This is a genomic window from Pseudomonas sp. NFPP12, assembly GCF_900103205.1.
GTDB classification, from domain to species: domain Bacteria; phylum Pseudomonadota; class Gammaproteobacteria; order Pseudomonadales; family Pseudomonadaceae; genus Aquipseudomonas; species Aquipseudomonas protegens.
This window is the reverse complement of the sequence record NZ_FMWW01000003.1, coordinates 440,991-454,289: the sequence shown is the minus strand read 5'-3', so window position 1 is coordinate 454,289 and position 13,299 is coordinate 440,991. Positions and strand designations below refer to the sequence as shown.

The following is a 13,299-nucleotide window of genomic DNA, read 5'->3' as shown; positions in this document are numbered from 1 at the left end:
GCGGTGCCGCTAAATTGCCATCATCGACCCCGGGCTTTTCTGTATGCGTATAGACGGCATCTCCTCTCAGTCCTACCCCATCAAGCGCAAGCCTCGCAAAGGCCGTGCGCTGGTAGACGAGTCCCTGGACGATGCCGACGCCATTGAAGTGCAGCCCGAGCCTTCGGCCCAGAGCCGTTCCCAGGCTTCTTCCCCACGCACCGGCAATCTTCCCGCCCGCCCCCAGGACATGATCTTCCAGCGGGCGATGAAAAAGAGCGTGGCCAACGCCCTGGCCAGCTACCTGACCACCGCCGGCTTTGTCGATTGGGATATGGAAGTGGTGGGTCTCGACCTGCATATCTGATGCTGCCTTATTTCCTCGGTTGTCCTTCCTGGAGCGAAAACGCCTGGCGTGAGTACCTGTACCCGGAAGACGCCCGGCCCAATGATTTCCTCGGCCTGTATTGCCAGGTCTTCAACGCCGTCGAAGGCAATACCACCTTCTATGCACGGCCGGCGCCCGAAACCGTGCAGCGCTGGGCCGAGATCATGCCCGAGCACTTTCGCTTTACCGCCAAGTTCCCCGGTGACATCAGTCACGGCGGCGACCTGCGCGAGCAGTTGAGCGCCGCTGAGTCCTTTATCCAGCTGCTCAGCCCCCTGGGTGAGCGGGTGTCGCCGCTGTGGCTGCAGTTGCCGGCCAGCTTCGCACCCCAGCGTCTGGCGGAACTGGCCGGGTTCATCGATGGTCTGGAGCGGCCGCTGGCGGTGGAAGTGCGACATCCGGAGTTCTTCACCAAGGGCGATGCCGAACGCATGCTCAACCGGCTGCTGCGCGAGCGTGGCGTGGAACGCATCTGCCTCGACCCGCGGGCCCTGTTCAGTTGCACGTCGACCGCTCCTGCGGTGCTGCATGCGCAGTCGAAAAAGCCCAAGGTGCCACCGCGCCCCGCAGCCTTCACCCAGTTTCCCCAGGTGCGCTTCATCGGTCATCCGGAGCTTGAGGCCAACGATCCTTTCCTTGAGCCCTGGATCGACAAGGTCGCCGGCTGGATCGAAGAGGGGCGTACGCCCTACGTGTTCCTGCACACTTCGGACAACCGTCTGGCGGCCGAACTGGCGCGGCGTTTTCACGCCCGGCTGATGCAACGTTTGCCTGGCTTGCCCGCATTGCCTGAGTTATACAGAGAGCCCGCTGCGGAGCAACTCGGCTTGCTCTGAAGCGCCTTCACGGCCTTCTTCAGGAGCGAGCCAATGGACGCGCAAACCCTTCGAGCCACTGCCTTCAGGGCCCTGCATGAACGTGCCGGAGCCTTCGTCATTCCCAATCCCTGGGATGCCGGTTCGGCGAAGATGCTCGCCAGCCTCGGTTTCGAGGCCCTGGCCACCACCAGCGCCGGCTATGCCTTTTCCCTGGGGCGCCCGGATGCCGAAGGTGCACTCAGCCTGGAGGACACGCTGGACAACGTGCGCAGCATCGTCGGCGCCAGCAGCCTGCCGGTGGCGGCGGACCTGGAAAACGGGTTTTCCGACAGCCCCGAAGGCTGTGCCCAGGCGCTGCTTCTTGCGGCGGCCAGCGGTGTGGTCGGTGCTTCGATCGAGGACGCCACGGGCCATGCCGAGCAGCCGATCTACGATTTCCAGCTGGCGGTGGAACGCATTGAGGCCTGCGTGGCGGCCGTTCGCAGTCTGCCCTTTCCCTTTACCCTGACCGCCCGGGCGGAAAACCTGCTGCACGGGCGTGATGATCTGGCAGACACCATTCGCCGCTTGCAGGCCTTTGCCGAGGCCGGTGCCGATGTGCTCTATGCCCCGGCCCTGGGCAGTGCCGAGGATATCCAGCAGGTGGTGCGGGCGGTGGCGCCCAAGCCGGTGAACGTGCTGATGTCGGGAGGCCTCAACCTCAGCGTGGCGCAACTGGCGGAGCTGGGCGTCAAGCGCATCAGTGTTGGTTCGGCGCTGGCGCGGGCCGCCTACGGAGCCTTCTACCGGGCTGCGTTAGATATCCATAGCCACGGGCGTTTCGATTTTGCCGACCGGGCGATGCCGTTCGGGCAGATCAATCAAATGTTCAAGCAGCCGTGAAACGGGAGTGTCTGTGCGGGTAGTGAAAGTCCTGGGCGTCTTGTTGTTGCTGGGCGCCCTGTTGTTGATCGGTGTCCGCCTGGGCTGGTTGCCCGTCGCGGACAGTTGGAATCCCTGGGCGCCGCTGGACGTGCGGGCCAAGCCCAACCTGTTGACCCGTTTCAAGCTGGCGCGGCTGCGGGATGATCCGCAACTGTGCGACCAGGTGCTGGCGGGCTCGGGTTTGCGTACCAGCCGCCAGCCCGACAGCCGCACGGACGTCGCTTGCCCATTGAGCAATACCTTGCGCGTACAGGGTGGCGACGTGGCCCTGAGCAGCAGCTTTCTTGCCAGTTGCCCGCTGGCGGTGGCCTTTGCCCTGTATGAGCGCCACGGCCTGCAGTCGGCCGCGCAGGCGGTGTACGGCCAGCGGGTGGCGCGAGTCGATCACCTGGGCAGTTTCGCCTGCCGCAACATGTACAGCCGCGAGAGCGGTGCCCGCAGCCAGCATGCCAGTGCCAATGCCCTGGACATCGCCGGCTTTCGCCTGGGGGATGGGCGCAGCATCAGCGTGCTCCGGGATTGGCCCAAGGACAGCAATGAAGGCCGGTTTCTGCGCCTGGCCCGGGATGGCGCCTGTGATGCGTTCAATGTGGTGCTGGGGCCGGACTACAACGATGCCCATCGCAACCACTTTCATCTGGATGTAGGGCCTTGGTGGGTGTGTCGCTGAGGCTGGGCTCAGGCGGCGATGCGCAGGTTCTGCAGGATCAGTGGGCGGGCCCAGCCGATATCGAAGTCCATCGCCCGCTGTTGCTCGATGAGTGCCTGAGGCGGGAACGGCTCGGCGGGTTTGTCCAGCAGGTCCAGTTCGAATTCGGCGATCGGCAGGTGCAGTGGGCGGGGCTCCGGCGCAGGGCCTGGAGCAGGAATCGGCTGGCCGGCGTTGAGCACGATCGGGCGTACCCAGCCACTTTCGAAATCCTGCTGGCGCTGCTGGGCCACGATCTCTTCTGGCGGGAAGGGTGGGGCGGGTTTATCCAGCAGGTCCATTTCAAACTCGGCGATAGGCAGGAACAGCGGCTCCGGCGGGCGGACCTCGGTGTCTTGCACGTCGCAATGACGCTGATTGACGATCTGCGCCAGCACATCGCTGCCGCCAGCCGGTTCAACCGGGCCATCGATGGCCACCGCCGGTACCGCTTCAACGCTTGCACCTTCACCCCGTTGCTCGGCCAGGGCCTGGGCAAAGAAGTCCTGCCACAGATGGCTGACGCCGCTCAGTGCCTGGGAGTTGCGCAGGCCATAGTCGCCGTGGGGCGAGATATAACCTATCGATGTGCGTTGAATGTCTGACATTGCTCTCGGTCGACGCTTGAGCTCTGGCAAAATGGCCGATAGTCCTGTTATCGGCAGTTTTTGCCGATCATTAATTTTTTGAGTGTGTTTTCAGATGAATGAGCAACCCGCAGCCTGCCGCATCAAAGTCGAGGCCCTGGGCGCCGGATTCGCCCCAGCGGCCGAGCAATGGGCCGAGCGCCTGGGGCTGGCGCTGCAGGTCGATGAGGCCGAGTTCGCCTTGCAAGTGGGTGAACAGGGCCTGCAGTTGCAGCAATTGGGGCCGGACGCGCCCGGGCCGGTACGGGTGGATTTCGTCGAGGGTGGTGCAGCCCATCGGCGGCTGTACGGCGGCGGCAGCGGGCAGATGATCGCCAAGGCGGTGGGCGTGGCCCAGGGCGTGCGACCACGGGTGCTGGATGCCACGGCCGGTCTGGGCAAGGACGGCTTCGTGCTAGCGACCCTGGGTTGCGAGATGAGCCTGATCGAGCGCCAGCCATTGATTGGTGCGCTATTGGAAGACGGCCTGGCCCGCGCTGCGCTGGACGCCGAGGTAGGGCCTATCGTGGCCCGCATGCACCTGCTCAAGGGCAATTCCATCGAGCTGATGCGCAACTGGCAGGGTGAACCGCCCCAGGTGATCTACCTCGACCCTATGTTTCCCCATCGGGAGAAAAGTGCCCTGGTGAAGAAGGAAATGCGCTTGTTCCGGCCACTGGTGGGCGATGACAACGACGCCCCGGCCCTGCTCGCCGCGGCCCTGGCCCTGGCCAGCCACCGGGTGGTGGTCAAGCGTCCGCGCAAGGCGCCGTGCATCGAAGGGCCCAAGCCCAGCCATGGACTGGAGGGCAAATCCAGCCGCTACGACATCTACCCGAAGAAGGCCCTCAAGGCCTGAGCCCCCTGTAGCAGCCAGCTTGCCGGAGAAGGCGGTCTTCAGTCCGCTTCGCTGGCAAGCCCGCTCCTACATCAGCCAGCGCTTGCACCTGCCGGTTTCTACGGCCGGTAGGCGCGGATGAACAGCGCCACCACTTCCTGCACATGCTCCTCTGCGGCGGCGCCCCTCAAGGGTTCGCCGCAGCCGTAGAGCAGGCGGAAATTCGCCCCGCCCTTGAGCATGCAGAAAAAGTGCTCGGCGGCGTTGCGCGGCTTGTCGATGCGCAGGGTGCCCAGTTGATTGATCTTTGCCAGCAGCCGCTCCATGCCCTGCAGCACCCGTTCGGGACCGGCCTCGATGAAGATCTGCGAGAGCTTGGGGTCCTGGCTGCCCAGCGTCATGATCAGGCGGTGCAGGTTCACCGACTCGTCGCTGTTGATCAGATGGTGAAAGCCCCGGGCGATGTTCAGCAGAACATTCTCAACCGGCGTGTCGGGGGTCAGTTCGTAGATCAGCGTGGGCAGCTGTTCTTCGCACTTGGCCACCACAGCGGCGGTGAACAAGGTCTCCTTGTCATTGAAATGGCTGTAGACCGTGAGCTTTGAAACCCCGGCCTCAGCGGCGACCGCATCCATGCTGGTACTGGCGTAGCCATTGCTCAAGAACAGGACTTTGGCTGCTTCGAGAATGGCCTGGCGCTTGGCCAGATCCTTGGGCCTGCCTGGCCCAACGTTTGCGGAAATATTGTCGGACATTTTTTCGCTGTTAATACTGGACTGGTGAGTTTGCTATTAATAACATACCGGCCAGTATAAATATTCCAAGCACCATTAGCGAAAGGTCGCCGCCATGTTCCGCTATGCCTTGCCAGTCAGCCTGGCTTTTTTTCTGTCTGCTTGTGGGCACGAAGAGCCCGTTCAAATTGGCATCCGGCCGGCCATGGTGGTCCAGCCAGAGCCTTCGGCAAGAGCTTCGGACAGCTACCCGGGCGAGGTGCGCGCCCGCTATGAGCCGGACCTGGCATTCCGTATCGGCGGCAAGGTCAGCCGACGGCTGGTGGAGGAGGGCGAGCGGGTCAAGGCCAACCAGCCCCTGGCGGAGCTCGACCCGCAGGACGTGCGCCTGCAACTTGAAGCCACCCGGGCCCAGGTCACTGCAGCCAGCGCCAACCTCAACCTGGTGCGCGCCGAGCGTGATCGCTACAAGACCCTGCTGGAGCGGCAGATGGTCAGCCATTCCCAATACGACAACGCCGAGAACCTCTACCGTTCCGGCGAAGCGCGCCTGAAGCAGATCAAGGCCGAGTTCGATGTGGCCAACAACCAGGCCGGCTACGCGGTGCTGCGCGCGCCGCAGGACGGCGTGGTGGCCAAGCGTGCGGTGGAAGTGGGGCAGGTGGTGGCGGCCGGGCAGACGGTCTTCACCCTGGCCACCGATGGCGAGCGTGAGGTGCTGATCAGCTTCCCCGAGCAGAACTACGGCCGCTTCAAGGTCGGCCAGCCGGTATCGGTGGAGCTCTGGACCCAGCCGGGCCAGCGTTTCGACGGGCGCATCCGCGAGCTGTCGCCTGCTGCCGATCCCAAGTCCCGGACCTTCGCCGCGCGTATTGCCTTCACTGCCGGCAAGGTTCCCGCCGAGCTGGGCCAGAGTGCCCGGGTGTTCATCCAGAGCGGCGATACGGTGCCGCTGTCGGTGCCGCTGTCGGCGTTGTCCGCGGAAGGCGGGGCGACTTATGTCTGGCGGGTGGATGCCAACAATACCCTGCACAAGACCCCGGTGCGGGTCGGCGCCTTCGGCGAGAAGAGCGTGCCGGTGCTGGAAGGGCTGAGCGCCAGCGATTGGGTGGTGGCCGCGGGGGTGCATGTGCTCCATGAAGGCTTGCAGGTGCGCCCGGTGGATCGCTCCAACCGCGTGGTCAATCTGGCGGCCAAGGAGTAATCCCCGATGGGTTTCAACCTTTCCGCCTGGGCGTTGCGCAATCGCCAGATCGTTCTGTTCCTGATGCTGCTGCTGGCCATTGTCGGTGCGCTGTCCTACACCAAGCTGGGGCAGAGCGAGGATCCGCCTTTCACCTTCAAGGCCATGGTGATCCGCACCAACTGGCCCGGGGCCACGGCCCAGGAAGTCTCGCGCCAGGTCACCGAGCGCATTGAAAAGAAGCTGATGGAGACTGGCGAGTACGACCGCATCGTGTCCTTCTCGCGGCCGGGGGAGTCCCAGGTGACCTTCATCGCCCGGGACTCGATGCACTCCAACGAGGTTCCCGAGCTGTGGTACCAGGTACGCAAGAAGATCAGCGATATCCGGCAGACCCTGCCGCCCGGTATCCAGGGGCCGTTCTTCAACGATGAGTTCGGCACCACCTTCGGCAATATCTATGCGTTGACCGGGCAGGGCTTCGACTACGCGGTACTCAAGGACTACGCCGACCGCATCCAGATCCAGCTGCAACGGGTCAAGGACGTGGGCAAGGTCGACCTGCTGGGCCTGCAGGACGAGAAAATCTGGATCGAGCTGTCCAACGTCAAGCTGGCGACCCTGGGCCTGCCCCTGGCGGCGGTGCAACAGGCCCTGGAAGAACAGAACGCAGTGTCCACCGCTGGGTTCTTCGAGACCCCGAGCGAGCGGGTGCAACTACGGGTGTCGGGCAATTTCCAGACCGTTGAGCAGATCCGCAATTTCCCGATCCGCGTCGCCGGTCGTACCTTTCGCATCGGTGATGTGGCGGACGTGCGTCGTGGTTTCAACGATCCGCCCGCGCCGCGCATGCGCTTCATGGGTGAAGACGCCATCGGCCTGGCAGTGGCGATGAAGGAGGGGGGTGACATCCTGGTGCTGGGCAAGGCCCTGGAAGGCGAGTTCTCGCGCCTGCAGAAAAGCCTGCCGGCGGGGATGGAACTGCGCAAGGTATCCGACCAGCCGGCGGCGGTGAAGACTGGGGTTGGCGAGTTCGTCCGGGTGCTGGCCGAGGCCCTGATCATCGTGCTGCTGGTGAGTTTCTTCTCCCTGGGAGTGCGGACCGGGATGGTGGTGGCCCTGGCGATTCCCCTGGTGCTGGCGATGACCTTCGCCACCATGTACTACCTGGGGATCGGCCTGCACAAGATTTCCCTGGGGGCGCTGGTGCTGGCCCTGGGCTTGCTGGTGGACGACGCGATCATTGCGGTAGAGATGATGGCGATCAAGATGGAGCAGGGCTTCGACCGGATCAAGGCCGCCAGCTTCGCCTGGACCAGCACCGCCTTCCCCATGCTCACCGGCACCCTGATCACTGCGGCGGGCTTCCTGCCGATCGCCACGGCCCAGTCCGGCACGGGCGAATACACCCGTTCGATCTTCCAGGTGGTGACCATTGCCCTGGTGGCCTCGTGGATTGCAGCTGTGGTGTTCGTGCCGTACCTGGGGGAAAAACTGCTGCCGGACCTGGCGAAGATCCACGCCGCCAAGCACGGCGCCGAATCCAATCCCCACGGTACACCCTTCTACCAGCGGGTCCGGCGGGTAGTGGGCTGGTGCGTGGAGCGGCGCAAGACGGTGATCGTCCTGACCATCCTGCTGTTCGTCGGCTCGGTGATGCTGTTCCGTTTCGTTCCCCAGCAGTTCTTCCCGGCCTCGGGTCGCCTGGAGCTGATGGTCGACCTGAAGCTGGCGGAAGGCGCGTCCCTGAGCAACACCGCCGATGAGGTCAAGCGCCTGGAAGCCCTGCTCAAGGAGCATGCGGGCATCGACAACTACGTGGCCTACGTGGGCACCGGTTCGCCGCGGTTCTACCTGCCGCTGGACCAGCAACTGCCGGCCACCAGCTTTGCCCAGTTCGTGGTGCTGGCCAAGAGCATCGAGGAGCGTGAAGAGCTGCGCGGCTGGTTGATCGAAACCCTCAACGAGCAGTTCCCGGCGCTGCGCTCGCGGGTCACGCGCCTGGAGAATGGGCCGCCCGTGGGCTACCCGGTGCAGTTCCGGGTCACCGGCGAGCACATCGAGGAAGTCCGCGCCCTGGCGCGCAAGGTAGCGGCCAAGGTGCGAGAGAACCCCCATGTGGTCAACGTGCACCTGGACTGGGAAGAGCCCAGCAAGGTGGTCTACCTGAACATCGACCAGGACCGGGCCCGGGCCTTGGGAGTGAGCACCGCCAACCTGTCGAAATTCCTCCAGAGTTCGCTGATCGGCTCCACCGTCAGCCAGTACCGGGAAGACAACGAGCTGATCGAGATCCTGCTGCGGGGCACCCGCGAGGAACGCACCGAGCTGTCGTTGCTGCCGAGCCTGGCGGTGCCTACCGAGAATGGCCAGAGCGTGTCCCTGTCCCAGGTGGCAACCCTGGAGTACGGCTTCGAAGAAGGGGTGATCTGGCACCGCAACCGCCTGCCCAACGTCACCGTGCGCGCCGACATCTACGGCAAGGAGCAGCCGGCGACCCTGGTGCAGCAGATCCTGCCGACCCTGGAGCCGGTTCGCGCCGAGCTGCCCGACGGTTACCTGCTGGAAGTGGGTGGCACGGTCGAGGACTCGACCCGGGGCCAGAACTCGGTGAAGGCCGGCGTGCCGCTGTTCATCGTGGTGGTGCTGACCTTGCTGATGATCCAGCTGCGCAGTTTCTCGCGCACGGCCATGGTGTTCCTCACGGCGCCCCTGGGATTGATCGGGGTCACCTTGTTCCTGCTGGTGTTCCGCCAGCCCTTCGGCTTCGTGGCCATGCTCGGCACCATTGCCCTGTCGGGGATGATCATGCGCAACTCGGTGATCCTGGTGGACCAGATCGAGCAGGACATCAAGGCGGGGCACAAGCCCTGGGATGCGATCATCGAAGCCACGGTGCGGCGTTTCCGGCCCATCGTGCTGACCGCCCTGGCGGCAGTGCTGGCGATGATCCCTCTGTCGCGCAGTGTGTTCTTCGGGCCGATGGCAGTGGCCATCATGGGTGGGCTGATCGTGGCGACGGCGCTGACCCTGTTGTTCCTGCCGGCGCTGTATGCGGCCTGGTTCAGGGTCAAGAAAACCTAGGAACCGGTATGCGGGAATACATCCTGTAGGAGCCGGCTTGCCGGCGAAGAGGCCCTTGGGGCAGACGCTTGTCCTGGCGAGGTCTTCGCCAGCAAGCTGGCTCCTACAGGTAGCGGGGAGGCTTACAGGGTGCCGAAGACTTTCTTGGCCAGGCTGGTGGCGGCTGCCGCCGGGTTCTGGCGAATGGTTTCTTCCTGCTTGCCGATCATTTCGAACAGGCCATTGAGGGCTTGTTCGGTCACGTAACTCTCGATGTTGGCGCTCTTGGCATCCAGCACGCCGAGCGTCGCAGCCTGGCCGGCGAAGGAGTTGTACTGCTTGGCCAGGCCGACCTGGTCAGTGGCCTGCTTGACGATCGGCAGGAACTTGGCGCGGATCTGCTCGCGGCTGCTCTTGTCCAGGTATTGGGTGGCGGAGTCCTTGCCGCCGGCAAGAATGCCCTTGGCGTCAGCCACGGTCATCTTCTTCACGGCATCCACCAACAGGGCCTGGGCTTGCGGGACAGCGGCCTCGGCAGCCTTGTTCATGCTGGTTTCAAGCTGATCGACCTGGTCGCCCATGCCGAACTGTTTCATTTTTTTCGCGACCTTGCCCAGATTGCCCGGCAGCTCGATGCGCACCTCGGGGTTGTTGCTGAAACCACCTGGGGTGCCCAGCTGTTTGACAGCGATCTGCGCACCCTGGGTCAGGGCATCTTTCAGGCCACCGCTGGCGTCACCCTGGGACAGGTCGCTCAGGGACAGGGCCAGGGCGCTGGCGGAGATCAACAGGCCAGCGCACAGGCTGGTGAAACGAAGCGAAGTACGGAGCATGGCGGCTTCCTTGTGCAATAAGAATTAACGAACAGCGTCGACCCGCAGCTTCAAGGGCTGCGGGTCGCTGCCGTCGAGTTTAACGGCGTTGTTTTCGGTGGTGATGAAGACTAGCTGGCCAGCCACTTCAATCCGCGCGCTGACCGAATAGCGGTGGCCGGGCTTGACCTGGGCCGGGTCGTAGCTGAGGTGAAAGGGCAGCGGCACCTGGCCCTTGACCGGACCGCTCTGCTCGGCCAGGACCACGGCAGGGGCATCGGCCAGTGACACGTCCTGCAGGCTCACGCTCAGGGTGGCGGCCGGAGGCAGGGCGATGCGCTGCAAGTAGAAGACTTCGCCGTCGAGGCTGGCCTTGGCAGCGGGATTCATGGACTGGCAAGCGCCGAGCAGCGCGGTGGCGGCCAGCAGGCTGAGCTTTTTCATCGCGGATCTCCGTATCGAGGGCGCCGCAGCTGCTCCGGCGCTCGTAAGAATCTAGTCGTTTTGCGCAGGTGCCGCGAGCTGGTCGGCGGCGTCTTCGCTGCGGTGCAGGGCGACCTGGCGGATCGACAGGCGAATTTCTGCCGGCAGCACGCGCTTGGCGGCACCTTCGGCCAGCTCCCCCAGCGCTTCGTGGTAGCTCAGCTTGCCAGCTTCGTCGCGGCGCAGCACACCCTGGTCCAGCAGGGTCTGGATAAAGTGGCGGAACAGGCTCTTGTCGAAGAACTCCGGGGCATTGAGGCCATGCAGGATCGACAGGCGCTGGGCCATGACCGTGCACAGGTCTTCCAGCTCCTCGGCGCTGATGCTGTTCTGGCCGCTGTTGAGCAACAAGGAAATGGCCATGTAGAAGCGTTGCAGGGTCTGGGCAATGCTCTTGGACAGCAGGGTCAGCAGGACGAAATGCCGCGAGCTCGGGGCCGGACGCTGGTACAGGTCCTTCTCGAAGCGCAGCAGGCCCTGTTCGACAAAGGCCTCCAGCCACTGGTCCACCACCGCGTCCAGCTCATCCAGCGGCCAGCGGATGAACAGCTCCGATTGCAGGTAGGGATAGAGCGCGCGGGTATAGCGCAGGATCTGTTCGCGGCTCATGCGCGACGAGCTCTGGAAGAAGCTCGCCAGCAACGCCGGCAGGGCGAAGATGTGCAGCACGTTGTTGCGGTAGTAGGTCATCAGGACGGCGTTCTGCTCGTCCAGGTAGAGGATCTTGCCCAGGGCGTCGCTCTGTTCGGCCAGCAGGTCCATGTCCTTGACGTGCTGGATCAGAGCCCGGCCGTCGCCTTCGGGCAAGGTGGTGTGGGGCGAGTAGGGAACGCGACGCAGCAGTGCCAGGTACAGGTCCAGGACCCGCGCCATGGCGCGGTCGTCCAGGGCCAGGCGGGTGGTGGAAAGCAGGGCCAGGGCCACCAGGTTCACCGGGTTGATCGCCGCGGCTTCGTTGAGGTGCTGGGCCACCCGCTCGCCGAGACGGTTGGTGGTTTCATTGAGCCAGGCCGGGCGGTACTGCGGGCCCAGCTCCTGGGTCCGCCAGTCCGGCTGTTCCTGGTCGAGGAACTCCGCCAGCTTGATCGGTTCGCCGAAGTTCACTGCCACCTGGCCGAAGCGCTGCTTGAGGGCGCCGATGACCTTGAAGATGTCGAAGATCGACTCTTTCTTCTTGCTCGCGCCGCGCAGCTCGCCCAGGTAGGTCCGGCCTTCCAGCACCCTTTCATAGCCGATGTACACCGGCACGAAGACGATGGGCATGCGCGAGGAGCGCAGGAAGCTGCGCAGGGTGATTGCCAGCATCCCGGTCTTGGGTTGCAGCATGCGCCCGGTGCGCGAACGGCCGCCCTCGACGAAGTACTCCACCGGGAAACCCTTGGTGAACAAGGTGTGCAGGTATTCGTTGAACACCGAGGTGTAGAGCGGGTTGCCCTTGAAGGTGCGGCGCATGAAGAAGGCCCCGCCGCGACGCAGCAGGCCGCCGATCACCGGCATGTTGAGGTTGATCCCGGCGGCGATGTGCGGCGGGGTCAGGCCGTTGCGAAACAGCAGGTAGGACAGCAGCAGGTAGTCGATATGGCTGCGGTGGCAGGGCACGTAGATCACTTCGTGGCCCTGGGCGATCTTCTGCACGCCTTCGAGGTGGTTGACCTTGATCCCGTCGTAGATCTTGTTCCAGAACCAGCTCAGCACCACTTCCAGGAAGCGGATCGCGGTGTAGGTGTAGTCCGAGGCGATCTCGTTGCCGTAGCGCAGGGCCTGGGCCTTGGCTTTTTCCGGGGAAATCTTTTCGCGCTCGGCCTCGTCGAGGATCGCCTGTTTCACCAGGGGCTGGTTGAGCAGGCCCTTGACCAGGTTGCGCCGGTGGGAAATGTCCGGGCCGATGACCGCAGCCTTGAGGTTGCGAAAGTGCACCCGCAGGATGCGCTGGGCCATGCGCACGGTGCGCTCGTGGCCCTTGTTGTGCTCGATCAGCTCGCGCAGGTTGATCGGTGCGGAGAACTGCACCCGGGTCTTGCGTCCCAGGATCATGATGCTCAGCAGCCGGCGCAGGCGCCCGGTGACCGCCCAGCTGTCGGCGAACAGCAGCTTCCACGGGCTCGATTCGCTGTCCGGCGACTGGCCCCAGAACACGCTGACCGGAATGATCTGTGCATCTTCGGCGGCATTCTGGGTCAGGGCGCTGACCAGCCGGGTCAGGGTCGGTGGCGCGCCGCGCTTGTCCTGGCGGCCAAGCCAGTCGGGCTCCGGGGTCAGGTAGAAGAAGGCCGCCGGTTCCAGCAGGTTGCCCACCGACACCGGCAGTACCGGACGTGGCAGCCCGGCCTTGGTGCATTCGGTATCGACCACGGCGAGATCGGTCAGGGACGGGTTTTGCAGGACGTAGAACACCGGTCGGCTGCGGTCGAGGTCGAGGGTGAAGGACGACTGGTTGATGGTTTCCGAGCGGACCCAGAGGTACAGCAGTCGGCGCAAGGTGCCAAACACAAGACGGCGGATCGGGGAGCGGGTCATACGGCTTCTGCGTGAGTGAGTAGAAAACCGAGCAACTGCTCGGGGCCGGTAGTGTGCCGGATTCGCCGAAAATCGGCAAAAAAGCGCCGAAACAAGATTGAGTTGAGAGTTTTTACGCCTGTCATATACTCGGCCGACTCTCCCGCGGTCGTATCGCTTCCACTCATAGAGAGGCTGGCTGGGGGAAAGTTCTCAGGGTTTGGTTGCAGTGCGCCAATCCAATAATAAAAAAATGAGGTATGGATT

At 64.1% G+C, this 13,299-nt stretch carries 12 protein-coding genes; 7 read left to right on the top strand and 5 right to left on the bottom strand.

Features of this window, described 5'->3' with window-relative positions; translation table 11 throughout:
- Window positions 1-43 precede the first annotated feature (43 nt).
- The 4 genes from BLS75_RS14925 to BLS75_RS14910 are packed head-to-tail and all read left to right on the top strand — an operon-like array spanning window position 44 to window position 2,779.
- Window positions 44-346: a hypothetical protein gene (locus BLS75_RS14925; RefSeq protein ID WP_015634315.1), complete on the top strand. Its 303-nt coding sequence runs from the start codon at window positions 44-46 to the stop codon at window positions 344-346.
- Window positions 343-1,203, top strand: coding sequence for a DUF72 domain-containing protein (locus BLS75_RS14920; protein ID WP_072451359.1), 861 nt, complete (start codon window positions 343-345; stop codon window positions 1,201-1,203). Before BLS75_RS14925 ends, BLS75_RS14920 begins: the two co-directional genes overlap by 4 nt.
- A gap of 33 nt (window positions 1,204-1,236) precedes the next feature.
- Window positions 1,237-2,067 carry an isocitrate lyase/PEP mutase family protein gene (locus BLS75_RS14915; protein WP_015634316.1) on the top strand — a complete coding sequence of 277 codons (831 nt, stop codon included), beginning with the start codon at window positions 1,237-1,239 and terminating at the stop codon, window positions 2,065-2,067.
- A 13-nt stretch (window positions 2,068-2,080) separates the two neighbouring features.
- Window positions 2,081-2,779, top strand: coding sequence for an extensin-like domain-containing protein (locus BLS75_RS14910; protein WP_072451180.1), 699 nt, complete (start codon window positions 2,081-2,083; stop codon window positions 2,777-2,779).
- A gap of 8 nt (window positions 2,780-2,787) precedes the next feature.
- Here BLS75_RS14910 and BLS75_RS14905 read toward each other — a convergent pair whose 3' ends face one another.
- The gene (locus BLS75_RS14905) at window positions 2,788-3,405 is read right to left on the bottom strand and encodes an energy transducer TonB (protein ID WP_072451179.1); all 618 of its coding nucleotides are present in this window, start codon (window positions 3,403-3,405) and stop codon (window positions 2,788-2,790) included.
- Between the two features lie 94 nt (window positions 3,406-3,499).
- Between BLS75_RS14905 and BLS75_RS14900 the strand changes: the two genes are divergently transcribed.
- Window positions 3,500-4,282: a class I SAM-dependent methyltransferase gene (locus BLS75_RS14900; RefSeq protein WP_019093907.1), complete on the top strand. Its 783-nt coding sequence runs from the start codon at window positions 3,500-3,502 to the stop codon at window positions 4,280-4,282.
- Between the two features lie 98 nt (window positions 4,283-4,380).
- Here BLS75_RS14900 and BLS75_RS14895 read toward each other — a convergent pair whose 3' ends face one another.
- Complete coding sequence (locus tag BLS75_RS14895) at window positions 4,381-5,016, bottom strand: TetR/AcrR family transcriptional regulator (protein ID WP_072451178.1); 636 nt, start codon at window positions 5,014-5,016, stop codon at window positions 4,381-4,383.
- Between the two features lie 94 nt (window positions 5,017-5,110).
- Between BLS75_RS14895 and BLS75_RS14890 the strand changes: the two genes are divergently transcribed.
- Window positions 5,111-6,199 carry an efflux RND transporter periplasmic adaptor subunit gene (locus tag BLS75_RS14890; protein ID WP_072451177.1) on the top strand — a complete coding sequence of 363 codons (1,089 nt, stop codon included), beginning with the start codon at window positions 5,111-5,113 and terminating at the stop codon, window positions 6,197-6,199.
- A 6-nt stretch (window positions 6,200-6,205) separates the two neighbouring features.
- Window positions 6,206-9,262 (top strand): efflux RND transporter permease subunit, encoded by a 3,057-nt coding sequence (locus tag BLS75_RS14885; RefSeq protein ID WP_011059506.1) that lies wholly within the window; start codon window positions 6,206-6,208, stop codon window positions 9,260-9,262.
- A 122-nt stretch (window positions 9,263-9,384) separates the two neighbouring features.
- Here BLS75_RS14885 and BLS75_RS14880 read toward each other — a convergent pair whose 3' ends face one another.
- The 3 genes from BLS75_RS14880 to plsB are packed head-to-tail and all read right to left on the bottom strand — an operon-like array spanning window position 9,385 to window position 13,053.
- A complete protein-coding gene (locus BLS75_RS14880) occupies window positions 9,385-10,074 on the bottom strand; it encodes a DUF4197 domain-containing protein (RefSeq protein ID WP_011059507.1) in 690 nt (229 codons plus the stop codon).
- A 24-nt stretch (window positions 10,075-10,098) separates the two neighbouring features.
- A complete protein-coding gene (locus BLS75_RS14875) occupies window positions 10,099-10,497 on the bottom strand; it encodes a YbaY family lipoprotein (RefSeq protein WP_011059508.1) in 399 nt (132 codons plus the stop codon).
- 51 nt (window positions 10,498-10,548) lie between these two features.
- Window positions 10,549-13,053 carry a glycerol-3-phosphate 1-O-acyltransferase PlsB gene (plsB, locus tag BLS75_RS14870; protein ID WP_011059509.1) on the bottom strand — a complete coding sequence of 835 codons (2,505 nt, stop codon included), beginning with the start codon at window positions 13,051-13,053 and terminating at the stop codon, window positions 10,549-10,551.
- Window positions 13,054-13,299 lie beyond the last annotated feature (246 nt).